20 protein-coding genes are annotated in these 22,873 nt (G+C 71.0%); 10 read left to right on the top strand and 10 right to left on the bottom strand.

The window, feature by feature from the left end:
• Nucleotides 1-336: 336 nt before the first annotated feature.
• From ACWGI6_RS34145 to ACWGI6_RS34130, 4 genes are all read left to right on the top strand, one after another.
• A complete protein-coding gene (locus ACWGI6_RS34145; protein WP_453271092.1) occupies nucleotides 337-1,095 on the top strand; it encodes a TraR/DksA family transcriptional regulator in 759 nt (252 codons plus the stop codon).
• 121 nt (nucleotides 1,096-1,216) lie between these two features.
• Complete coding sequence (gene lspA, locus ACWGI6_RS34140; RefSeq protein ID WP_453271091.1) at nucleotides 1,217-1,819, top strand: signal peptidase II; 603 nt, start codon at nucleotides 1,217-1,219, stop codon at nucleotides 1,817-1,819.
• 80 nt (nucleotides 1,820-1,899) lie between these two features.
• Complete coding sequence (locus tag ACWGI6_RS34135) at nucleotides 1,900-2,841, top strand: RluA family pseudouridine synthase (protein WP_453271090.1); 942 nt, start codon at nucleotides 1,900-1,902, stop codon at nucleotides 2,839-2,841.
• Between the two features lie 120 nt (nucleotides 2,842-2,961).
• Nucleotides 2,962-4,539 (top strand): Na+/H+ antiporter, encoded by a 1,578-nt coding sequence (locus ACWGI6_RS34130; RefSeq protein WP_453271108.1) that lies wholly within the window; start codon nucleotides 2,962-2,964, stop codon nucleotides 4,537-4,539.
• A gap of 29 nt (nucleotides 4,540-4,568) precedes the next feature.
• Here ACWGI6_RS34130 and ACWGI6_RS34125 read toward each other — a convergent pair whose 3' ends face one another.
• Entirely contained in the window at nucleotides 4,569-5,660 is a 1,092-nt protein-coding gene (locus ACWGI6_RS34125; protein ID WP_453271107.1) for a mechanosensitive ion channel family protein, read from the bottom strand.
• 112 nt (nucleotides 5,661-5,772) lie between these two features.
• Here ACWGI6_RS34125 and ACWGI6_RS34120 point away from each other — a divergent pair, with 112 nt between their 5' ends.
• Complete coding sequence (locus ACWGI6_RS34120) at nucleotides 5,773-6,384, top strand: dienelactone hydrolase family protein (protein WP_453271089.1); 612 nt, start codon at nucleotides 5,773-5,775, stop codon at nucleotides 6,382-6,384.
• Between the two features lie 34 nt (nucleotides 6,385-6,418).
• Here ACWGI6_RS34120 and ACWGI6_RS34115 read toward each other — a convergent pair whose 3' ends face one another.
• The 6 genes from ACWGI6_RS34115 to ACWGI6_RS34090 form a co-directional block, all read right to left on the bottom strand.
• Entirely contained in the window at nucleotides 6,419-8,062 is a 1,644-nt protein-coding gene (locus ACWGI6_RS34115) for an alkaline phosphatase D family protein (protein WP_453271088.1), read from the bottom strand.
• Between the two features lie 89 nt (nucleotides 8,063-8,151).
• The gene (locus ACWGI6_RS34110) at nucleotides 8,152-9,090 is read right to left on the bottom strand and encodes a thioredoxin domain-containing protein (RefSeq protein WP_453271087.1); all 939 of its coding nucleotides are present in this window, start codon (nucleotides 9,088-9,090) and stop codon (nucleotides 8,152-8,154) included.
• Between the two features lie 46 nt (nucleotides 9,091-9,136).
• Nucleotides 9,137-9,850 carry a hypothetical protein gene (locus ACWGI6_RS34105; RefSeq protein WP_453271086.1) on the bottom strand — a complete coding sequence of 238 codons (714 nt, stop codon included), beginning with the start codon at nucleotides 9,848-9,850 and terminating at the stop codon, nucleotides 9,137-9,139.
• A gap of 123 nt (nucleotides 9,851-9,973) precedes the next feature.
• On the bottom strand, nucleotides 9,974-10,828 hold the full coding sequence (locus tag ACWGI6_RS34100; protein ID WP_453271085.1) for a thioredoxin domain-containing protein: 855 nt from the start codon (nucleotides 10,826-10,828) through the stop codon (nucleotides 9,974-9,976).
• 99 nt (nucleotides 10,829-10,927) lie between these two features.
• Entirely contained in the window at nucleotides 10,928-11,587 is a 660-nt protein-coding gene (locus tag ACWGI6_RS34095) for a hypothetical protein (RefSeq protein ID WP_453271084.1), read from the bottom strand.
• A 109-nt stretch (nucleotides 11,588-11,696) separates the two neighbouring features.
• Nucleotides 11,697-13,055 (bottom strand): DUF2252 domain-containing protein, encoded by a 1,359-nt coding sequence (locus ACWGI6_RS34090; RefSeq protein WP_393909671.1) that lies wholly within the window; start codon nucleotides 13,053-13,055, stop codon nucleotides 11,697-11,699.
• A 234-nt stretch (nucleotides 13,056-13,289) separates the two neighbouring features.
• Here ACWGI6_RS34090 and dnaE point away from each other — a divergent pair, with 234 nt between their 5' ends.
• Nucleotides 13,290-16,841 carry a DNA polymerase III subunit alpha gene (gene dnaE, locus ACWGI6_RS34085; RefSeq protein WP_453271083.1) on the top strand — a complete coding sequence of 1,184 codons (3,552 nt, stop codon included), beginning with the start codon at nucleotides 13,290-13,292 and terminating at the stop codon, nucleotides 16,839-16,841.
• A 78-nt stretch (nucleotides 16,842-16,919) separates the two neighbouring features.
• Here the strand turns inward: dnaE and ACWGI6_RS34080 are convergent, their stop codons facing one another.
• Complete coding sequence (locus ACWGI6_RS34080; RefSeq protein WP_393909669.1) at nucleotides 16,920-17,099, bottom strand: hypothetical protein; 180 nt, start codon at nucleotides 17,097-17,099, stop codon at nucleotides 16,920-16,922.
• 272 nt (nucleotides 17,100-17,371) lie between these two features.
• Between ACWGI6_RS34080 and ACWGI6_RS34075 the strand changes: the two genes are divergently transcribed.
• The 4 genes from ACWGI6_RS34075 to ACWGI6_RS34060 all read left to right on the top strand — a co-directional run bounded on the left by ACWGI6_RS34075 (nucleotide 17,372) and on the right by ACWGI6_RS34060 (nucleotide 21,375).
• Complete coding sequence (locus ACWGI6_RS34075; RefSeq protein ID WP_453271082.1) at nucleotides 17,372-18,673, top strand: NYN domain-containing protein; 1,302 nt, start codon at nucleotides 17,372-17,374, stop codon at nucleotides 18,671-18,673.
• Nucleotides 18,674-18,789: 116 nt separating this feature from the next.
• Nucleotides 18,790-19,767: an ABC transporter ATP-binding protein gene (locus tag ACWGI6_RS34070; protein ID WP_453271106.1), complete on the top strand. Its 978-nt coding sequence runs from the start codon at nucleotides 18,790-18,792 to the stop codon at nucleotides 19,765-19,767.
• Between the two features lie 70 nt (nucleotides 19,768-19,837).
• Nucleotides 19,838-20,653: an ABC transporter permease gene (locus ACWGI6_RS34065; protein ID WP_453271105.1), complete on the top strand. Its 816-nt coding sequence runs from the start codon at nucleotides 19,838-19,840 to the stop codon at nucleotides 20,651-20,653.
• A gap of 68 nt (nucleotides 20,654-20,721) precedes the next feature.
• Nucleotides 20,722-21,375 carry an ABC transporter permease gene (locus ACWGI6_RS34060; protein WP_453271081.1) on the top strand — a complete coding sequence of 218 codons (654 nt, stop codon included), beginning with the start codon at nucleotides 20,722-20,724 and terminating at the stop codon, nucleotides 21,373-21,375.
• 52 nt (nucleotides 21,376-21,427) lie between these two features.
• On the opposite strand, the gene ybaK is transcribed toward ACWGI6_RS34060, so the two are convergent.
• Both ybaK and ACWGI6_RS34050 read right to left on the bottom strand, forming a co-directional pair.
• Nucleotides 21,428-21,922, bottom strand: a complete 495-nt coding sequence (ybaK, locus tag ACWGI6_RS34055) for a Cys-tRNA(Pro) deacylase (protein ID WP_453271080.1) — start codon at nucleotides 21,920-21,922, stop codon at nucleotides 21,428-21,430.
• A 34-nt stretch (nucleotides 21,923-21,956) separates the two neighbouring features.
• Entirely contained in the window at nucleotides 21,957-22,703 is a 747-nt protein-coding gene (locus ACWGI6_RS34050; RefSeq protein WP_393909664.1) for an LON peptidase substrate-binding domain-containing protein, read from the bottom strand.
• Nucleotides 22,704-22,873: the final 170 nt, after the last annotated feature.

Below are 22,873 nucleotides of genomic sequence, written 5' to 3'. Positions count from 1 at the left end.
GCGCCGACAGTGGCCGACCGGATTTCGTGCAACCGGGGGGCGGGCCGGGCCGGGGCGTCGTGCGGGGAGGCCCCGGCCGCTCGTCGGGCCGGCGGTCCGGCTCCTCGCGGTGCCGGGCGCGGGCGCGCTCCGTGACCCGAATGGCGAGCAGGCGGGTGCCGCGCCGACGGGCGGATTACCGGCCGGGGAGCGGGGCACAAACGAGGCAGACCGGACGTCAGGGCCCGGGTGGCAGGTCCCGAAGGGCGGTGCGTCCCGTTGCCGCGTGGCGTGCGGCGATTTATCGTTCCCGTCACGATTCGCGAACAAAGTCACATATGTGAAGGGGTCGCGGCCATGGTGGCGAAAAAGACCGCCGCGGAGAAGAGCACGACGCCTGCCGACGAGGCCGTCGCGAAGCAGCCTGCACCGAAGAAGACAGCTCCGAAGAAGGCAGCTCCGAAGAAGGCCGCGGCCAAGAAGACGGCGGCCGGCACGACCACGCCGCGGAAGGCCACGGCCAAGAAGGCGGCGTCGAAGAAGGCGGCCGCGAAGAAGACCGCGGCGAAGAAGACCGCGAAGAAGGCTCCGGCCAAGACGGCCGCGGTGCCCGCTAAGAAGACGGGAGCCAAGACGGTGGTGGCGAAGAAGACTGCGGCCGCAACGGCCAAGGCCCACGGCGACGACTCCGCGGTGCCCATGGCCCGGGTGGCCGCGGCGCCGGGGGAGCTCGCCGTACGGCCCGGCGAGGAACCCTGGACGCCCCAAGAGGTCGCCGAGGCGCGGACCGAGCTGATGGAGGAGACGGCGCGGCTGCGGCTGGAGATCGCCTCGGCCGAGGACGCCATCGCCGGGCTGATGCGTGACTCCGGTGACGGAGCGGGCGACGACGAGGCCGACACCGGCACCAAGAACATCACCCGCGAACACGAGCTGTCGCTCGCCTCCAACGCCCGCGAGATGCTCCACCAGACCGAGCGGGCCCTCGGCCGGCTGGACGCGGGCACCTACGGGCTCTGCGAGAACTGCGGCAACCCCATTGGCAAGGCGCGGATGCAGGCTTTCCCCCGGGCGACGCTGTGCGTGGAGTGCAAGCAGAAACAGGAGCGCCGATGAGGCGGCCGGCAGTCGTCGCGGGCGGCACCCGGATCGCCCGCGCCCGTACGTGTGTGCCGTACTCTCGTGGTTCAGCCGGGCACGGCCCGGCCGGGGATACAACGGGCTGAGGGACTCACACGTGGCAGAGGCGGAACGCATCACCGGTATGCCGGAACCCGAACCGGGTGCCGGAGCGGATTCCACGAAGGGATCCGAGGGGGGAGAGCCGGTGACGCCGGAACAGGGCGCGGGCCGCGGCAAACGGCGGATCGGCGCGCTGTTGCTGGTCGCGCTCCTCGTCTACCTGCTCGACCTGGGCAGCAAGCTGCTGGTGGTCGCGAAGCTGGAGCACCACGAGCCCATCGAGGTCATCGGAACGCTGCTGCAGTTCACCGTGATCCGTAACCGCGGCGCCGCGTTCAGCATGGGCGAGGCGCTGACGATCTTCCTCACCATCATCGCGGCGGCCGTGATCCTGGTGATCGCCCGGATCGCCCGCAAGCTCTACAGCATGCCCTGGGCCATCGCGCTCGGGCTGCTGCTGGGCGGCGCCTTCGGCAACCTCACCGACCGGCTGTTCCGCTCGCCGGGGGTCTTCGAGGGCGCGGTGGTCGACTTCATCGCCCCGGCGCACTTCGCCGTCTTCAACCTCGCCGACTCCGGGATCGTCTGCGGCGGCATCCTGATCGTGATCCTCTCCTTCCGCGGGCTCGACCCCGACGGGACCGTCCACAAGGACTGACCGGCCCCGCAGACGCTGACGAGCCGTCCGGGTCCCGGCCGCCGGGCAGGGCACCACGGTGGGACTGCCATACTCGTGGGGTGAGCACCATTCCCGAGATCCGCACCCTGCCCGTACCGGACGGCCTGGAGGGCGAGCGCGTCGACGCCGCGCTGGCCCGGATGTTCGGCTTCTCCCGTACGAAGGCGGCCGAGCTGGCCGCCGCCGGCAAGGTCCGGGTCGACGGCTCCGAGGTGATGAAGTCCGAGCGGGTGAGCGGCGGCGCCTGGCTGGAAGTCGAGATGCCGCAGTCCGCGCCGCCCGTGGAGATCGTCGCCGAGCCCGTCGAGGGCATGGAGATCGTGCATGACGACGACGACATCGTCGTGATCGTCAAGCCCGTCGGCGTCGCCGCGCACCCCAGCCCCGGCTGGACGGGAACGACCGTCATCGGCGGTCTGGCCGCGGCCGGCTACCGCATCTCCACCTCCGGTGCCGCCGAGCGCCAGGGCATCGTGCACCGTCTCGACGTCGGCACCTCGGGCCTGATGGTGGTCGCCAAGTCCGAGCGCGCCTACACGCTCCTCAAGCAGCAGTTCCGTGAGCGTACGGTCGACAAGCGCTATCACGCCCTGGTCCAGGGCCACCCGGACCCGATGAGCGGCACCATCGACGCCCCCATCGGCCGGCACCCGCAGCACGACTACAAGTGGGCGGTGACGGCCGAGGGCAAGGCGTCCGTCACGCACTACGACCTGATCGAGGCGTTCCGCGCGGCCAGCCTGCTCGACATCAAGCTGGAGACCGGCCGCACCCACCAGATCCGGGTGCACATGTCCGCGCACCGCCACCCCTGCGTCGGCGACCTGACCTACGGCGCCGACCCCACCCTCGCCAAGCGCCTCGGCCTCACCCGGCAGTGGCTGCACGCCATGCGGCTGGGCTTCGAGCACCCCTCCGACGGCCGCTGGGTCGAGTTCGAGAGCGGCTACCCGGACGATCTGCAGCGCGCCCTCGACACCGTCCGGGACGAGAGCAGCTGACGCGGAGGGCATCCTGCGGGATGCGACACGGCGGGCAACCGCGGGTGTCGTGGCAGGCTGGGGCCGGCAAGTGATCGAATCCGACCCCGGAGCGTAGCCACCGTGGACCAGCTGGCTCTGATGTTCGTCCTTCTGCTGGGAGCCGTGGTCATGGTTCCGGTCGGCGACCGACTGGGGCTTCCGTCACCGGTGCTGATGACCCTGGTCGGCGCGGTGCTGGCACTGCTGCCGTTCGTGCCCAACGTCGAGGTACCGCCCGAGTTCATCCTGCCGGTGGTGCTGCCGCCGCTGCTCTACGCGGCCGTGCAGCGCACCTCCTGGCGGCAGTTCACCGCCAACCTCCGGCCGATCTTCCTGCTCGCCGTGGCACTGGTCTTCGCCACCACCGCCGCGGTCGCCGCCGTCGCCCAGGCGGTGGTGCCCGGTATGCCGGTGGCCGCAGCGGTGGTGCTCGGCGCGCTGGTCGCGCCGCCCGACCCGGTGGCCGCGACCGCCGTCGCCGGCAAGCTCGGACTGCCCCGCCGGATGGTCTCCATCCTGGAGGGCGAGGGGCTGTTCAACGATGTCACCGCGATCGTGCTCTACCACGTCGCGCTCGCCGCGGCGGTCAGCGGAACCTTCTCGGTGCCCGCCGCGGTCGGCTCGCTGGTGCTCTCCGCGGTGGTCGCCATAGCGGTCGGCCTGGGGCTCGGCTGGCTCACCAACAAGCTGATGGGGCTGCTCGGTGACCCCACGCTGCAGATCGGTCTGACGCTGCTGGTGCCGTTCGTCGCCTACGTCCTGGCCGAGAACTTCCGGGGTTCCGGTGTGCTCGCGGTGCTGACCTGCGCGCTCTTCCTGGCCGAGTACGCGGTCGACCCGGACGATGTGATGGGCCGGCTCGCCGGTTACACCTTCTGGGAGGTCGTCGACACCCTCGTCACCGGTGTCGCCTTCGGGCTGATCGGCCTGGAGCTGCACAACATCTTCGGGGCGGCTTCGCACCGTTGGGGCCAGCTGCTCGGCGCCGGCGCCGCCGTCGTCGGGGTGGTCGTCGGGGTCCGGCTGCTGTGGCTGCTGCCCGCCGCCTGGCTGGCCAAGCGGATGCACAAGCGGCGCGACTACGACGAGGAGATCCCGATGAGCTGGCGGGAGACGCTCATCATGTGGTGGTCGGGGATGCGCGGGGTGGCCTCGGTGGCGCTGGCGCTGGCCATCCCGTACAGCATCGACGGCGGCAACGGCTTCCCGGCCCGCGACGACATCCTCTTCATCGCCTTCGCGGTGGTGCTCAGCACCCTCCTCATCCAGGGCCTCACCCTGCCCTGGCTGGTGCGCAGACTGCGGGTTCGGGCCGACACCGATGCCGTCGACGCGCTGGAGCGGGAGCTGGCGATCCGGGTGATCAAGGCGTCCAAGCGGCGGCTGAAGGAGATCCTGGAGGTCGAGGAGCTGCCCGACGAGGTCAGCGACCAGCTGGCGCGCCGCGCGCACGACATCGGTGCCCGGATCGCGCCGGACATCGTCGACGACGAGCGGCGCGAGCTCTTCGACAAGCGCATCACCCGGCTGAAGAAGGTGCACCGCATCCAGGGGGAGATGCTCTCGGCCGCCCGGCACGAGGTACTGGCGGCGCGCAGTGAACCGGGCGCGGACCCGGAGATCGTCGACCGGGTGCTGCGGCATCTGGACATGCGCAGCCTGCGGGGCGCGCCGTAAGGACGTAACGGGCGGGCGGGACCGGGGGCTCAGCCCTGCGCGGACCGCCCGCCCGGCTCCCCTCCCCGGTCGAATGCGGGGGTGCCCAGCGGCGCCGGCGCGGTGCTGATCCGCGGCAGCGCGTAGGCATGTTCGGCCTGCAGCCACTCCAGCATCCGCTCGCGCACCTCGCAGCGCACCGTCCAGAGGGTGTCCGAGTCCCGGGCGGTCGCCAGCGCACGCACCACGATCGTGGACGGTGTGGTGTCGGTGACCACCAGGCTCCAGGACCTGCCGTCCCACTCCGGGCACGCCTGGAGGATCTCCAGCAGCCGCTGGCGCATCTTCTCCACCGGCGCACTGTGGTCGAGGTGGAAGAGGACCGTCCCGGTCATCTGCGCACCGCCGCGCGACCAGTTCTCGAACGGCTTGCCGGTGAAGTACGACACCGGCATGGTGATCCGGCGCTCGTCCCAGGTCCGTACGGTCAGAAAGGTCAGCGTGATCTCCTCGACGGTGCCCCACTCGCCGTCCACGACGACGGTGTCCCCGATCCGCACCATGTCGCCGAACGCGATCTGCAGTCCGGCGAAGAGATTGCCGAGGGTGGACTGGGCGGCGACACCGGCGACGATCCCCAGCAGTCCGGCCGACGCCAGCATGGAGGTGCCGACCGCCCGCATTTCGGGGAACGTCAGCAGCATCGAGGCGGCCGCGACGATGATCACCACGGCCGTCACCACCCGCTGGATCAGCGTCACCTGGGTCCGTACCCGCCGCACCCGTGCCGCGTCCCGGGCGCCCGCCGCATAGCGCGAGTACGACGACTCGACGATCGCCGCGGCGGCCCGGACGACCAGCCAGGCGGCGGCCGCGATCAGGACCAGGGTCAGCGCCTGGCCGACGCCCGCCGCATGCTTTTTGACGGACGTCAGCCCGGCGTGGTCGAACGAGCCGCCCAACAGGGCCGCGCAGAGCGTCACTTGCAGCGGCATCCGGCAGCGGCGCAGCAGCCCCCACAGGGGGGTCTCCGGGTGGGCGGCGTCGATCCGGCGCAGTGCCCGGTCGGTGAGCCAGACCAGGATGAGCGCGAGCAGGACCGCGCCGCCGATGACGACGACCGGACGCACGACGTCCTCCAATGACACGAGACTCCTCCTCCATGGGGTGCGAGGGGCGGTGGTGTGCTGGTACCCGGTCCCTGCGACGGTAACTGGCACGATGGGGGGAGATCGATCCAACTCCAGGGAAGTGATGTCAGTGCCGCCCTCCACCGAGTCCTCGACCAGCGGACTTTCGACGATTGTCCTGATTCATTCGGTGTGCGGGCTGCGTCCCGCGGTGCACGCGGCGGCGGACCGGATGCGCGCCGCGGGGCACGAGGTGATCGTCCCCGACCTGTTCGACGGCCGGACCGCCGACTCCGTCCCGGACGGCATTCTCATCAAGGACGAGATCGGCAAGGAGGAGCTGCTCAAGCGCGCCATCACGGCCGTCGCGCCCTACTCGGACCGCGGACTGGTCTACGCCGGCTTCTCCTTCGGCGGCTCGGTCGCGCAGAACCTCGCGCTGGGTGACGAGAAGGCCCGGGGGCTGCTTCTGCTGCACGGAACCTCGGACATCGCGGAGGGCACCGTCGCCGACGACCTGCCGGTGCAGCTGCATGTCGCCGACCCGGACCCGTACGAGCCGCACGACTGGCTGACCGCCTGGTATCTCCAGATGCGCCGGGCCGGCGCGGACGTAGAGGTCTTCCGCTACGCCGGCGCCGGCCACCTCTTCACCGATCCCGAGCTGCCCGATTACGACGCGGAGGCGGCGGAGAGCACCTGGAAGGTGGCGCTGGGCTTCCTCGCCGACCTGTGAGCCGGTAAGCCGGCCGGGCCCGGGCGGATACCTCCTATCCGAGCGGCTGGTCCGCCCGCTCCACCTGCTGGGTGCCGGACCGGGTCCGGTACGAGCGCAGCAGTGTGCTGGTGGCGTGCGGGTCTGTTTTGTCGGAGATGCCGAAATAGTCCATCTGCGTACGCTCAGCGTTGACGTCCAGGACCCCGTAGCCGTGCGAGTCCATGTCCAGCCACTTCACATGCCGGTTGGCGGCCTTGATGGCGGCGACCCCGGCCAGCGAGATGGTGTGCGGGGCGACATGCAGGAAGTCGTCCACGTTGTCGGAGGTGACGGAGGTGACCACAAACTCCGTCGCCACCGGCCGGGTGGCGGGGTAGGTCGCCGCCTGCAGCGGCACATCGTTGGCCCAGGCCATGTGGATGTCGCCGGTCAGGAACACGGTGTTGTCGATACCGCGGTCGCTGAGGTGGGAGAGCAGCTCGCGCCGGTCGTCGGTGTAGCCGTCCCACTGGTCGGTGTTGATCGCCAGGCCCTCCTTGGGTATCCCGAGGATCTCGGCGAGCGGGCCGAGCAGCTTGGCGGGAACGGAGCCGAAGGCGACCTGCGAGATCATCACCGAGGTGCCGACCAGCCGCCAGGCGGTGTCCGAGCGTTCGAGCCCGGACTTGAGCCAGTCCAGTTGGGCCCGGCCGGTGATCGTACGGCTGGGGTCGTCCACCTCACCGCTGCCCGGCTTGGCCTGGGCGTCGCGGAACGACCGCAGATCGAGCAGATGCAGATCGGCGAGGGTGCCGAAGCGCAGCCTGCGGTAGGTGGTGCCGGCGATCGAGGGGCGCACCGGCATCCACTCGAAGTAGGCCTGCTTCGCGGCGGCCATCCGCGCGGACCAGGGGCCCTCGGTGTCCGCGGTGTGGTTCACCGCGCCGCCCTTCCAGGCGTTGTCGGCGAACTCGTGGTCGTCCCAGATGGCGATGACCGGGTGCGTGGCGTGCATGGCCATCGCGTCCGGGTCGGTCTTGTGGACGCCGTGCCGGGTGCGGTAGTCGGCGAGCGTCAGCAGCTCGTGGGCGGGGGTGTGCGGGCGGACGACGTACTTGAAGTCCGGGTACTCGCCGGACTTGTACTCGTAGAGGTAGTCGCCGACGTGCAGCACCGCGTCCAGCTCGGTACGGGCGGCCAGATGCCGGTACGGCGAGAAGTAGCCGGACTCCCAGTTGGCGCAGGAGACCACACCGAAGCGGACGTTGCCGGCCGCGGTGTCGTGGGCGGGGGCGGTGCGGGTCCGGCCGACGGGGGAGTGCTGCCCGTCGACGGTGAAGCGGTAGTAGTAGTGGGTGGCCGGGTGCAGGCCGCGGACGTCCGCCTTGACGGTGTGGTCGGCGGCGGCGGAGGTGGTCAGGGTTCCCCGTGCGACGACGGACGCGAAGTCCTTGTCGCTCGCCACCTGCCAGCTCACCTTGGTGGCCGGCCCGCGGCCGGAGCCGGGTGTGGCCGCCGGGGTCGGCGTGACCCGGGTCCACAGCAGGACGCCGTCGGGAAGGGGGTCACCCGAGGCGACCCCGTGCTGGAAGAACGAGCCCTGGTCCGGGGCCCCTTGGGCGTGCGCGGCGGCGGCGCCGGCGAACGGCAGAAGTGCGGCGGTGGCGGCTACGGCCGTAACGGCAGTGCGGCGCGAGATCTGGTCATGATCGGTCACGGCCGATCACCTTACTGGCCGGTAATCGGGCCCGGGAGGGCGATTCCCGATAACCCCGAGAATTCGCCCGCCCGTTGTCCGAAAGGCGCTCAGTTCGCGCCCGTGGGGTCCTTTTCGCCCTCGCGAATGCCCTTCTCGCCGTCTTCGCCCTTGCTGCCGCCCTTGCCCCCGTTCCCTTGGGCCTGTCCCTTCGCCGGGCCGAACTCCTTGTCGATCATCTTCTTGAAGTTGGTCTGCGCGAGCTGGTTGTACTGCGCCTGTGTCATCTGCTGCTGCGGGACCTGCGGCATCACCAGCTTCTTGCCGCCGTGCATGAACGTGGGCGTGGCTTTGACGCCCTTGCGTCCGAAGAGCGCGGTCATGTCCATCGCCCAGCGGTCGTAGGTGCCCTTCTTGACCGCCGTGGCGAACGCCTTGTCGTTCTTCAGCTCCGGCACGTCGGCGGCGACCTTGAGGAGTTCGGAGTCCTTGGCGTAGAGGTCCTCGCGCTCGTCGGGGTGGTACTTGGCGGAGTACAGCGCCGACTTGTACTTCAGGAAGGCCTCCGGGCTGACGTTGAGCGCCGCGCCGAGCGCGCTCAGCGCGTTCTTCGAGCCCTCGCCGCCGCCCACGCCGTCGATGAAGGTGTACATCGTGAAGCGGACCCGGTAGCGGCCGTCCTCGATGTCCTTGAGCAGGGCCTTGCCGCTGCTCTGCTCGAAGGCCGCACACGCCGGGCAGCGGACGTCCTCGAAGACCTCCAGGGTCTGCTTGGCGTTCTTGTCACCTATCAGGATCTCGGTGCCGTTCTTGCCCTGCGTGTGCGCGGGCGTGACGAGCTTGGCCTCCTTGGCGGCCTCCCAGCCCTTGGGCTCGTTGGCCTTCATCACGGCGTAGCCGATGCCGCCGGCCACGGCGAGGACGCCGACCACCGCGCCCACCGCGGTCAGTTGGCGGCGCAGCTTCTCCTTCTTCTTCTGGCGTTCCCGCTCGGCCCGGATGCGTTCGCGGGCCGCGGTCTTGTTGGCCAGGTTGTTGCGGTTGCTCATGGGTGGTCCCGTCCCCTCAAGGGTTGTGCCGGCTTCTGCGGGCTGGTCAGGCGGCAGCCGGAGGGGGCGGGCCGCGGCGCCGTACGCAGTGCACGAGGAGGGGGAGCGGGCGGGCCGGCGGCAGCGGGTGCAGCGGCCGGATCCGCCGACGGGGCGGGGCGAACGCGGCGGTGCTCACCGCGACCGCGGTGAGCAGGGGGCGGAAGGCGCCGGCCGCCGCGGCGCGCAGCAGGGCGTCCAGGGCGGCATCGCCACGGTGCAGCCAGGCCGCGGCCAGCAGGCCGATCGCGACATGGGCGGCGAGCAGCAGCCAGGGGGCCGCCGCCGGAACGGCCGGCGGCAGCGGCGCGCCCGGATGGGCGGCCACCCGGGCCAGCGGTGTGCCCAACTCGCCGCCCCGGCACAGCAGATCGACGCCGACCGAGCGCAGCGGGCCGGTGACCGGGCCGCCGGCCGGGCCGTAACAGGTGTGCTGCCCGGCGGTGAAGACGGTGTCGGCGGCCAGTTCCAGCGGTACCAGGAGCGCGGCGACGCTGCCGAAGCCACGCTCCCGGCCGGTCAGTACGTAGGCCACGGCGAAGACACCGGCGCAGATCGCGGCGACCGAAGCGGGCGGCAACGGGGCGTGGGAGAGCAGCACATGGGAGGCCGCGGACAGGGTGGTGCACAGCGCGGTGAACAGCGCCGCCCGCACCGCCCTGAGCTGAACCCCCGGCGCGGCCGCCGGCCGGGCCCCGGGGTGAACTCCCGTCGCCTGCATGGCGGGAGTCTGCCATGTGCACGGCACCGGTCCGGGTCAAGATTTGGCATCGGCCGACGTGCACGGAGCACGCCGGCCGAGAGGTGCGGGATGCGGCCCGGCCTGGGGAGCGGACCGCCCGCGTCAGCTCTTCAGTGCCTTGCCGACCATGGAGTTGAAAGCGGCCACGCTGGACGGGGCCACCTTGCCCTGCGGGCTGTCCGTGCCCAGCACGGAGTCATTGAGCTTGATCGTCGGGGTGCTGGTGACGTCCTTGACCGCGCTGAAGGCGTCGGACATCTCCAGCGCCCACCGGTCGTAGGTGCCCGACTTGACGGCCTTCTGGAAGGCCGCGTTGCCCTTGAGCGCCGGGATCGTGTCGGCGACCTTGATCAGGTAGCTGTCGTCGGCGAACTTGTCCGGACCGGTCTCGTCCGGGTGGAACTCCTTCGAGTACAGCGCGTACTTGTACTTCAAGAAGGCGTCCGGGCTGACGTCGAGGGCGGCGCCCAGTGCGCTCAGCGCGTTCTTGGAACCGGTGCCCTTGAGGTTGGCGTCGAGGAACGTGCCCAGATGGTAGGACGCCTTGTACTTGCCGTCCTTGATGTCCTTCTCGACGGTGGCGCCGACGTTCTGCTCGAAGCCGGCGCAGCCGGGGCAGCGCGGGTCCTCGAAGAGGTTCAGGGTGTTCTTGGCGTCCTTCTTGCCGACGACGACCGTGGTGCCGTTCTTGCCGCTGGTGTTCTGGGGCTTGGTCAGCGGGGCCTTCGCGGCCTTCGCCCAGTCGGTGCTGCCCCCGCCGCTGCTGCTGACGGAGCTGCCGCCGCCCATATTGGCGACCGCCACCCCGATACCGCCGGCTATCGCCAGGACACCGACGATCGCGCCGCCGACGATCAGCTGCCGGCGGACCCGGTCCTTCTTCGCCTGCCGCTCACGCTCGGCGCGCAGCCGCTCGCGGGCTGCCTGCTTGTTGGCCTGGTTGTTGCGGTTGCTCATGACTGTTCCTGCTCCGTGGTTGTCCGTGGGACGGAAGATGCGTGCGGTCAAAGGCGTAGGCGCGCGGTGCGGGCGTACGCGGGCCGCGTGGCCGAAGGCTCACGCAGCGAGCGCGCAGGGCGGCCCACGGCGCACGACACAGTGCACGAGCAGGGGGACGGCGCGGGCGGGGCGCCCGGACCGTACGGGGGCGGGCGCCGGGTGGCGGGGCACGGCGGTGGCGCCGATCACCGCGACGGCGATCAGCAGCGGGCGGAAGGCGAAGCCCGCCACCGCGCCCAGCAGCTGGTGCAGCGCTCGCTCGCCGCGGCGCAGCCAGCCCGCCGCCAGCAGCCCGGTGCCCACATGCGCCGCGAGCAGCACCAGCCAGGTGGCCACGGGCGCAGCGTCGTCCTGGGACAGCCGTGCCAGCGGTGACCCGACGGGGTCGCCGCCGCACAGCAGATCCACGCCCAGCGAGCGCAGCGGGCCGGCGACCGGGCCGCCGGCCTCCCCGTAACAGGTGTGCTGCCCCAGGCTGAAGACCAGATCGGCGGCCAGTTCCAGGGGGACCAGCAGCGCCGCGATCCGCCAGAAGCCGCGCTCCCGCCCGGCCAGCGCATAGGCGAGGGCGAACACGGCGGCACTGAGCGCGGCGACGGTGGTCAGCGGCAGCGGCATACGGGACAGCAGCACATGCGACGCCGCGGACAACGTCACGCACAGCGCCGTGAAAAGCGCCGCGCGCAGTGCCCGCAGGTGTGCCGCCGAGATGTCCATTGCAGCCGAGTGTGCCATGGGCCGGGGTAAGCGGCGGCTAAGGGGGTCCGAAGCCGTACGCACCGGGATACACGGTGCGTACGGCACGCCTCGGGCGCCGCCCCGGCCCCTACAGGCCCGGGATCCGCCCGTTCCGGAACAGATCCACGAAGATCTGGTGGTCGCCGCGGGCGCGGGCCCCGTAGGAGTGCGCGAAGTCCACCAGCAGCGCCGCGAAGCCGTCCTCGTCGGCCGCGATGGCCGCGTCGATGGCCCGCTCCGTCGAGAACGGCACCAGCGAGTGGCCGCTCTCGTCGTCCGCTGCGGCGTGCATGGTCGCGGTGGCCCGGCCCAGGTCGGCCACCACCGCCGCGATCTCCTCCGGGTCGTCGATGTCCGACCAGTCCAGGTCGACCGCGTACGGCGAGATCTCGGCGACCAGCTGGCCCGCGCCGTCCAGTTCGGTCCAGCCCAGCCACGGGTCGGCGTGATCCTGCAGGGCGCGCTGCGAAATCACCGTGCGGTGGCCCTCGTGCTGGAAGTAGCCGCGGACCGCGGGGTCGGTGATGTGCCGGGAGACGGCCGGGGTCTGCGCCTGCTTCATGTAGATCACGACATCGTTCTCCAGGGCGTCGCTGTTGCCCTCCAGGAGGATGTTGTACGACGGCAGACCGGCCGAGCCGATGCCGATGCCGCGCCGGCCCACCACGTCCTTGACGCGGTAGGAGTCCGGGCGGTCCAGGCTCGATTCCGGCAGCGTCTCCAGATAGCCGTCGAAGGCGGCGAGGACCTTGTAGCGGGTCGCCGCGTCCAGCTCGACGCTGCCACCGCCCGCCGAGAAGCGGCGCTCGAAGTCGCGGATCTCCGTCATCGAGTCCAGCAGCCCGAACCGGGTCAGCGAGCGGGCCATGCGCAGCGCGCCCAGCAGCGGGCCCTCGGCGGTGTCCAGCGTGAAGGGCGGCAGCTCGTCCCGGTCGGAGCTCTTCGTCCCCGAGGCCAGCGCGTGGATGCGCTCCCGGTAGGCGGCGGCGTAGGTGCGCACCAGGTCGGTGATCTGCTTGTCGCTGAGCGCCTTGGCGTAGCCGATCAGCGCGACCGAGGCGGCGAACCGCTTGAGGTCCCAGGTGAACGGCCCGACGTACGCCTCGTCGAAGTCGTTGACGTTGAAGATCAGCCGGCCCGTGGCGTCCATGTACGTGCCGAAGTTCTCGGCGTGCAGATCGCCGTGGATCCACACCCGGCCGGTCCGCTCGTCCAGATACGGGCCGCTGTCCTTGCCGCCGTCGTCCTGCGAGGCCTCCAGGTCCCGGTAGAACAGACAGGCCGTGCCCCGGTAGAAGGCGAAGGCGGAGGCGGCCATCTTCCGGAATTTCACACGGAAGGCTGCGGGGTCGGCGGCGAGCAGCTCCCCGAAGGCGGTGTCGAATACGGCGAGGATTTCCTCGCCGCGCTGCTCGGCGTCCTGCGCGGGGGCATGCTGGGACGGCATCGCTGGGTGCCTCCTGAGGTGGAAGAGGGTACGGAGAACCGTGGCGGAGCCCGTCGCGGATCTGCCACTGACAACGCGCGAGGCTACTCGTCGGTGCCCGGCGATTGTCAGTCAGGAGTCGTAGACTTCGAGACCGTCTCACCCATCCGTCGCCGACCGTCCATCCGTCGTCCGACCACCGCCCCCCCCGCCGATGCGCTTTGTGCCGCTTCGTTCCTTTGGAGGTCCTCCGCCGTGGCAGCCCCGTCCAGGCCCCCGTTCACGCACCTGCATGTCCACACCCAGTACTCACTGCTGGACGGTGCGGCGCGGCTGTCGGACATGTTCAAGGCGTGCAACGAGATGGACATGACGCATATCGCCATGTCCGACCACGGCAACCTCCATGGTGCGTACGACTTCTTCCACTCGGCGAAGAAGGCGGGGGTGACGCCGATCATCGGCATCGAGGCGTATGTGGCGCCGGAGTCGCGGCGCAACAAGCGCAAGGTGCAGTGGGGCCAGCCGCATCAGAAGCGCGATGACGTCTCGGGCTCCGGTGGTTACACGCACAAGACGATCTGGGCGGCGAACAGGACCGGACTGCACAACCTCTTCCGGCTGTCCTCGGACGCGTATGCCGAGGGCTGGCTGACGAAGTGGCCGCGGATGGACAAGGAGACCATCGCCCAGTGGTCCGAGGGCCTGATCGCCTCGACCGGCTGCCCCTCCGGTGAGCTGCAGACCCGGCTGCGGCTCGGCCAGTTCGACGAGGCGCTGAAGTCCGCGTCCGAGTACCAGGACATCTTCGGCAAGGACCGGTATTTCCTGGAGCTGATGGACCACGGCATCGAGATCGAGCGCCGGGTCCGTGACGGTCTGCTGGAGATCGGCAAGAAGCTCGACATCCCGCCGCTGGTCACCAACGACTCGCACTACACCTACGCGCACGAGTCCACGGCGCACGACGCCCTGCTGTGCATCCAGACCGGCAAGAACCTCTCCGACCCCGACCGCTTCCGCTTCGACGGCACGGGCTACTACCTCAAGTCCACGGACGAGATGTACGCCATCGACTCCTCGGACGCCTGGCAGCAGGGCTGCGCCAACACCCGCCTGGTCGCCGACCAGATCGACGTCTCCGGGATGTTCGAGAAGCGCGACCTGATGCCGAAGTTCGACATCCCGCAGGGCTTCACGGAGGTCACCTGGTTCCAGGAGGAGGTCCGGGTCGGCATGCAGCGCCGTTACCCGGGCGGTGTCCCCGAGGACCGGCAGAAGCAGGCCGAGTACGAGATGGACATCATCATCCAGATGGGGTTCCCCGGCTACTTCCTGGTCGTCGCCGACTTCATCATGTGGGCCAAGAACAACGGCATCGCGGTCGGCCCCGGCCGTGGCTCAGCGGCCGGCTCGATCGTGGCGTACGCGATGGGCATCACCGACCTCGACCCGATCACGCACGGGCTGATCTTCGAGCGGTTCCTCAACCCCGAGCGCGTCTCCATGCCCGATGTCGACATCGACTTCGACGAGCGCAGGCGCGTCGAAGTCATCCGGTATGTCACGGAAAAGTACGGCGCCGACAAGGTCGCCATGATCGGCACCTACGGCAAGATCAAGGCCAAGAACGCCATCAAGGACTCCGCGCGCGTCCTGGGCTATCCGTACGCCATGGGCGACCGCCTCACCAAGGCCATGCCCGCCGACGTCCTCGGCAAGGGCATCGACCTCAGCGGCATCACCGACCCCCAGCACCCGCGCTACAGCGAGGCGGGCGAGATCCGGGGGATGTACGAGAACGAACCGGACGTGAAGAAGGTCATCGACACCGCCAAGGGCGTCGAGGGCCTGGTCCGGCAGATGGGCGTGCACGCGGCCGGCGTCATCATGTCCAGCGAGCCGATCGTCGACCACGCCCCGGTCTGGGTCAGGCACACCGACAACGTCACCATCACGCAGTGGGACTACCCCCAGTGCGAGTCGCTCGGCCTGCTCAAGATGGACTTCCTGGGCCTGCGCAACCTCACCATCATGGACGACGCCGTCAAGATGGTGAAGAAGAACAAGGGCGTCGACCTGGAGCTGCTCTCCGTCTCGCTGGACGACCCCAAGACCTACGAGATGCTCTGCCGCGGTGACACGCTCGGCGTCTTCCAGTTCGACGGCGGTCCGATGCGCTCGCTGCTGCGGCTGATGAAGCCCGACAACTTCGAGGACATTTCCGCCGTCTCGGCGCTGTACCGGCCCGGCCCCATGGGCATGGACTCGCACACCAACTACGCGCTGCGCAAGAACGGCCTCCAGGAGATCACCCCGATCCACCCGGAGCTGGAGGAGCCCCTCAAGGAGGTCCTCGGCCTGACCCACGGCCTCATCGTGTACCAGGAGCAGGTGCAGAAGGCCGCCCAGATCATTGCCGGGTACTCCCTCGGCGAGGCCGACATCCTCCGCCGCGTCATGGGCAAGAAGAAGCCCGAGGAGCTGGCGAAGAACTTCGTGCTCTTCCAGGAGGGCGCGCGGAAGAACGGCTTCTCCGACCAGGCCATCCAGGCCCTGTGGGACGTCCTGGTCCCCTTCGCCGGCTACGCCTTCAACAAGGCGCACTCCTCCGCGTACGGCCTGGTCACCTACTGGACCGCCTACCTCAAGGCCAACTACCCGGCCGAGTACATGTCCGCGCTGCTGACCTCGGTGCGCGACGACAAGGACAAGTCGGCGGTCTATCTGAACGAGTGCCGCCGCATGGGCATCAAGGTGCTGCCGCCGAACGTCAACGAGTCGGAGGCCAACTTCGCCGCCCAGGGCGACGATGTGATCCTCTTCGGTCTCACCGCGGTCCGTAACGTCGGTCAGAACGTCGTCGACTCGATCATCCGCTGCCGCAAGGCGAAGGGAAAGTACCTCTCCTTCCCCGACTACCTCGACAAGGTCGACGCGGTCGTCTGCAACAAGCGCACCACCGAATCGCTGATCAAGGCCGGTGCCTTCGACGAGATGGGCCACACCCGCAAGGGCTTGACGGCGCACTACGAACCGATGATCGACAACGTCGTACAGGTCAAGCGCAAGGAGGCCGAGGGGCAGTTCGACCTCTTCGGCGGCATGGGCGACGCCGCCGCGGACGAGGGCCCCGGCTTCGGCCTGGACGTGGAGTTCTCGGACATCGAGTGGGACAAGGCCTACCTCCTCGCCCAGGAGCGCGAGATGCTCGGTCTCTACGTCTCCGACCACCCGCTCTTCGGCCTGGAGCATGTGCTGTCCGACAAGGCGGACGCCGCCATCGCCCAGCTGACCGGCGGCGACTACTCGGACGGTTCCATCGTCACCATCGGCGGCATCATCTCCGGCCTGCAGCGCAAGATGACCAAGCAGGGCAACGCCTGGGCGATCGCCACCGTCGAGGACCTGGCCGGCTCCATCGACTGCATGTTCTTCCCGGCGACCTACCAGCTGGTGTCCACCCAACTCGTCGAGGACACCGTGGTCTTCGTCAAGGGCCGCCTCGACAAGCGGGAGGACATCCCGCGGCTGGTGGCCATGGAGATGATGGTCCCCGACCTCTCGGAGGCCGGCACCAACGCCCCCGTGACGATCACCATTCCGACGGTCAAGGTCACTCCGCCGATGGTCGAGAAGCTCGGTGAGGTGCTCAGCAGCCACCGCGGTTCCACGGAGGTGCGGATCAAGCTGCAGGGGGCCCGCAAGACGACCGTCCTCCGACTGGACCGGCACCGGGTCACGCCCGACCCCTCGCTGTTCGGCGATCTGAAGGTGCTGCTCGGCCCGTCCTGCCTGTCGGGCTGAGCCGCCGGCCCCGGCCGTTCGCACCCCGAGGGGCGCGCCCCGTAGCGGACGCGCCCCTCAACCTCTGTGTGGCGTGGATCAGTTGTGACCGAAGCGCCGCTGGTGCTTACGCGCAACATCTGCCGGGCTGCCCTGCGCCTGTGACCGCGACTGGGACTGTGCCTCGAGGCTCGACTTCTGGGCTTCCTGCTGGCCGCGTTCCGCCGAGGATGCCGTCTTCTGCTGCTGACTGCGGTCCTGCTTCTTGTCCTTGGCCATGATCTTGCCTCCTGAGGGGGAATCTGGGATCGGGGCCGGATCCAGACTTACATGCCGGACAGAGCGCTGCATTTCGGGCAATTACCCTGCGTTATATGGTTGATCACGCGCTGTACTCAACATCCCCGCCGAATCCGCCACGCCGATGATCGAGTTCGGGCAGATAACGCCCGTAGGGTCGGGCAGACTCGAAGGACAACCGAAGAGAACTCGTGCCACGGGCCGAGCCGGGGGGCGACCGGACATCAGCACCTCAGGGAAGAGGGTGGATCGTGGATCGCTGTGTCGTCCTGGTGGACGCCGGGTATTTGCTCGGCGCCGCGGCGAGCCTGCTCGCCGGAGAGCCCGCCCGTTCCCGGATCACGGTGGATCACGCCGCCCTCATCCAGGGCCTGCGCCAGCGTGCCGAGGCGGACACCGAACGCCCGCTGCTGCGGATCTACTGGTTCGACGGCGCCCCCGACCGCGTCCCGCAGCCCGAGCACCGCCGGCTGCGGGTGATGCCCCGCGTCACCGTCCGGCTGGGCGCGCTGACCCGCAGCGACGGGCGCTGGGCGCAGAAGGGCGTGGACGCCGCGATGCACGCCGAGCTGACCGAACTCGCACGCAACCGGGCCTGCTCCGACATCGTCCTGGTCACCGGCGACGGCGACCTCCTGCCCGGTCTGATGTCGGCGAAGGAACACGGCGTCGCGGTCCATCTGTGGGCCGTCCAGGCCGCGGACGGCGACTACAACCAGTCCGAGGACCTGGTCGCCGAGGCCGACGAGCGGCGGGTGCTGGACCGGACCTGGATCACCCGCGCGGTCCGCGCCAAGGAGCTCGGCGGTCCCTGTGCGCCGCCGCCGGTACCCCGCCCCGAGATCGCCGCGATCCTCTCCGCCCCGCTGCCCGAGTCCGCGGTCGCGGCCGCCGCGGCGGCCGCCTCCGGCCCGGAATCCGCCGAGCACGCCCATGAGCGCAACGGCGCCAACGGCGTCTCCCGGGCGCCGGGCGGCGCCGAGGGCGCACCGGCCGCCGCTGACGAGGCCGGCGCCGCGGGCTCCAAGGTCGTCCCCACCCCCAAGGACCTGGCCGGGCTCGGCCGGGCCCACGCCGCGGGCCAGGGCCCCGCCGCTGGTGCGGCCGGCCCCGCCCCGCAGGCACCCGGCGGTGCCACCCTGCGCTGGTCGTCCGACAAGGGCTGGGTCGAGCGCGGCGGCCCGGTCGGTGAGCCCTCCGAGACCGCGGCCCTGCCCACCCTCGCCCAGCTCACCAGCGCCGAGCAGCGCTGGGCCGACCGGGAGGAGGACATCACCGCCGTCAGCGGCGACCCCTTCGAGGTCGGCCAGGTCTTCGCCCGCCGCTGGACCGACCGGCTCTCCGACACCTCCCATCTCCAGCAGCTGTCGACGGAGTACCCGCGCATCCCGCACCGCATCGACGGTGAACTGCTGCGCTACGCCGCCCGGTTCGGGCTGCTCGCCCACAAGGACGACCAGATCGACGAGCACGACCGCTATGCGATCCGGGCCGGATTCTGGCGCGAGGTCGATCTGCGGACGGCCGCCGAGCACGCTCCGGCCGGGGACTGACCGGCCGGACGGCCCCTGCCCGTCCCCGCCCGCCGGAGCCCCGCGGCCCGGAGGCGGGCCGGGGACGCGTACCCTCATAGCTCGTGAGGACGGGCGCAAAACAGGTGGAGCGCGGGATGCCGGTGTGCGCCGTGCGTGACCTGGTCAAGACGTACCCCGCGATGCGCGGGCGCCGCGGGGCGGCACGCCCGTCCGCCGTACGCGCCAATGACGGCATCACCCTGGAGGTGCGCCGCGGCGAGATCTTCGGGCTGCTCGGCCCCAACGGCGCCGGCAAGTCCACCCTGGTCCGTCAGCTGACCGGACTGCTGCGCCCGGACTCCGGCAGCATCTCCGTACTGGGCCACGACCTGGTGCGCCACCCTGAGCGGGCCGCCCGGCTGCTCGGCTACCTGGGCCAGGAGTCGACAGCTCTGGACGAGATGACGGTCTCGCTGGCGGTGGAGACCACCGGCCGGCTGCGCGGGCTCGGTGCCCGCGAGGCGCGCGCCGAGCGGGACGCGGTGATCGGCGAGCTGGGCCTCACCGACATCACGGGACGGGCACTGAAGAAGCTGTCCGGCGGGCAGCGGCGGCTGGCCTGCCTGGCCACCGCGCTGATCGGCGAGCGGCCGCTGCTGGTGCTGGACGAGCCGACCACCGGTATGGACCCGGTCGCACGGCGCGCCGTGTGGGCCGCGGTGGACCGGCGCCGGGCCGAGCACGGCGCCACGGTGGTGCTGGTGACCCATAACGTCCTGGAGGCCGAGAGCGTGCTCGACCGGGTCGCGGTGATCGACCGGGGCCGTGTCATCGCCTGCGACACGCCCGGCGGACTGAAGGAAATGGTGAGCGAGGAGGTCCGGCTGGAGCTGGTGTGGCGCGACCGCCCGCCGCTGGAGGTGCCCGAGGTCGCCGCCCTCGAAGCCGACGCGCACACCTCCGGCCGCCGCTGGACCCTCCGCCTGCCCGCCGACCGGGCCCGCTCCGCCGTCGCCGCGGTCACCGCGGGCCCCGCCTTCGCGGCCCTGGACGACTTCACGCTGGCCACGCCCAGCCTGGAGGATGTGTACCTGGCCCTGGGGGGCCGGGCGGAAGGACTGGTCAAGGCGTGAACGGAGGCCGGTGCGGCGGACGTATGGAGTACCACGGGGGCAGCGAGGAAGGCTTGGTGACAGCGTGAGTGTGGTTCCCGCGCAGGCGGTGGCCGGGGCGGTCCGGGGCGCCGGGGCGCGGCCCGAGGAGGCCGCCCCGCTGGCGCCGCGCGCCCGTCTGGTGCCCGCGCTGGGCGCCGTCTACCGGGCCCAGCTCTCCCGGGCCCGGGTCGCACGGATACCGCTGCTGTTCGTCGCCACCTTCCAGTCCATCGGGATCATGGTCCTGCTGCGCGGCGTGGTCGACGGCGGGGATCCGGCCCGGTCCGTGGTGTCCGGCTCCAGCGTGCTGGTCGTCGCCTTCGTGGCGCTCAATCTCCTCGCCCAGTACTTCGGACAGCTACGGGCCGGCGGCGGGCTCGACCACTACGCGACACTGCCGGTGCCGCCGGCCGCCGTGGTGCTCGGCGCCGCCGCCGCGTACGCCTCGTTCACCGTGCCGGGGACGGTGGTCACCGCGGTCACCGGCTGTGTGCTCTTCCAGCTGCCGATGGCCCACCTGTGGGTGCTGGCCGCCGTGCTCCCGCTCGCCGGGGCGGCGCTGGCCGGCCTCGGCGCGGCCCTCGGCCTGCTCGCCCCTCGGCCTGAACTCGCCACGCTCTGCGGCCAGTTGGGTATGTCGGCGGCGTTGCTGCTGGGGGTGCTGCCGGCCGAACGGATGCCCGCGGCGATCGGCTGGGCCCGCGATCTGCTGCCCTCGACCTACGGCGTGGAGGCGTTGGCACGCAGCTTCGACCAGCATCCCGACTGGGTCGCGGTCGGGGCGGACCTGGGCGTCTGCGCGGCCGTCGGGGTGCTCTCGCTGGCCGTCGCCACCTGGGCGTACCGCCGGGCGGCGGCCCGATGACGGGCGCCACCACACCGAACGGCCGTCCTGCTTCCGGTCCCACCAGCCCCACCTGGCACGATGACGGGGTGACCGCACCGCTGACGCCATCCGACAACCAACCGCCCGACGAGCCGCAGCGCCCCGAGGCCGCGCCCGTCACCGACCACGGCGGCCTCGGCGGCCCCGAGCTGGCCCGCGAGCTGCGCGAGGGCGCGCTGATCGCGCTCGTGGTCGCGGTGAGCGGCGTGCTGCTCGGACTGCTGTGGAACTGGCTCGCGCCGCACATCCCGCTGATCGCGGACACCCGCAACGTCTACCTCAAGAACACCGAGGGCGAGGAGGCGATCGGCGCGGACGGCACCTTCGTCCTGCTGTCCCTCGGCTTCGGTGTGCTGAGCGCCGCCGCGGTCTTCCTCTTCCGCCGGCGTGGCGGGATTCCGCTGGTCGTGGCGCTGGTCGTGGGCGGGCTGCTCGGCGCGGTGCTGGGCTGGGTGACGGGTATGTGGCTGGGCCCCACAGCGGACGTGGCCGCGCACGCCAAGCAGGTCGGCCCCGGCGTGATCTTCAACGGCCCGCTGCGGCTGCAGGCCAAGGGCGCGCTGCTGGCCTGGCCGATCGCCTCGATGCTCACCCAGCTCGCGCTGACCGGGCTGTTCGGGCCGCGTGACCCGGAGCCGGAGCCGGAGTCGCCGCACTGGCCCGTGGACCACCACGATCAGCGGCCGCCCGACGCGGGCTGACCTCCACAGACACCTCAGGGGCGGCCGGTCCACCGGCCGCCCCGCAGTGCGTTCAGCCGCGGGCGATCGGCGCGAGGTGCGCCCCCGTGAGCGCCACCAGGTCCGCCGGCGACAGCTCGACCTCCAGCCCGCGCCGCCCCGCCGACACACAGACCGTCGGCCGGCCCTCGGCCGAGGCGTCCACGACCGTGCGCAGCCGTTTGCGCTGTCCCAGCGGCGAGATCCCGCCCAGGACGTAGCCCGTGCTGCGCTCGGCCGCCGCCGGATCGGCCATCGTGGCCCGCTTGCCGCCCACCGCGGCCGCCAGCGCCTTGAGGTCCAGTGACCCCGACACCGGGACCACGGCGACCGTCAGGGTGCCGTCGACGTCCGCCAGCAGTGTCTTGAACACCTGGTCGGGCGCGACGCCGAGGGCCTCGGCGGCCTCCTCGCCGTACGACGGGGCGGCCGGGTCATGCGCGTAGGAGTGCGTGGTGAACGGGACGCCGGCCGCGGTGAGGGCGGCCGTCGCAGGGGTGCCGACGGACTTCCTGGACTTCTTCGCCACCGTATTCGTGCCTCGCGTCCGTGGGGCCGGTCGTTCAGTTGGGGCTGGTCGGCTGCCGGGTCAGATCCACGGCCGGCAGCGACGGGAGCTTACCGAGCAGCGCCGACTCCTGGCGAAGCAGTTTCAGCTCCTGCCCCAGCCGCGACGCGGTGTCCGGTGCCTCCAGCAGCCGCTGCTTGGCGGGGACGTCCAGCACGGCCGCCGCGGCGACGAGATACGACAGCACCGCCGGGTCGGCCGGCAGGTCCTGCCCGCTCGACAGGGTGCGCTCGTTCGCCCAGGCCAGCCGCTTCTGGTACGTCCGGAAGGCCCGCACGACGCCCGAGGCGAGCGCGCCCGCGCCCTCTCCCTCGCCGTCCTCCAGCTCCTCCAGCTCGCCGGTCAGATACGGCCCAGAGGCGTCCACCGACAGCAGCCGGAAGCGGGTGATGCCGGTCGCGAGGACCTCGTAGCCGGTGTCGTCGGCGGACGACTTCTCCCGGACGGTCGCCGCGTCGGCGATACAGCCCACGGCGTGGAACGCCTGCATCGGATCGTCGCCGAAGCCCGCCGTGGGGCCGTCCGCGGACGGCAGCGTGGCGTCCGGCATGCCCTGCGCGGTGGCGGCGACCTCGCGGCCGTCCCGGATCGCGATCACGGCGAAGCGACGGTCGTCCTCGGGCACCGCACTCAGATCACGCATCATCGCCCGGTACCGCGCCTCGAAGACGTTCAGCGGGAGCACGAGTCCTGGGAACAGCACCGAGTTCAGCGGGAAGAGCGGTAGGCGCACGGAGGTCACAGCCCGTAAGCCTAGACGCTGCACTTCGCTGTGCCCCCACGCGGGCGGGAATCCCGTCGTGGACGCTGCCTCGCCGTTGCGCCTCCGTCGTGCGGTCTCGGGTGTGTTGCCGGCCGTCCCGCCGTGGGGCGGGGGCGGGGGGGCGGGCGGCCCCCGGGGGCGCAACTGGC

The sequence above is a fragment of the Streptomyces sp. NPDC054786 genome (genome assembly GCF_053611685.1).
Note: the sequence above shows the minus strand (reverse complement) of the source record. Positions and strands in the feature narration are given on the sequence as shown.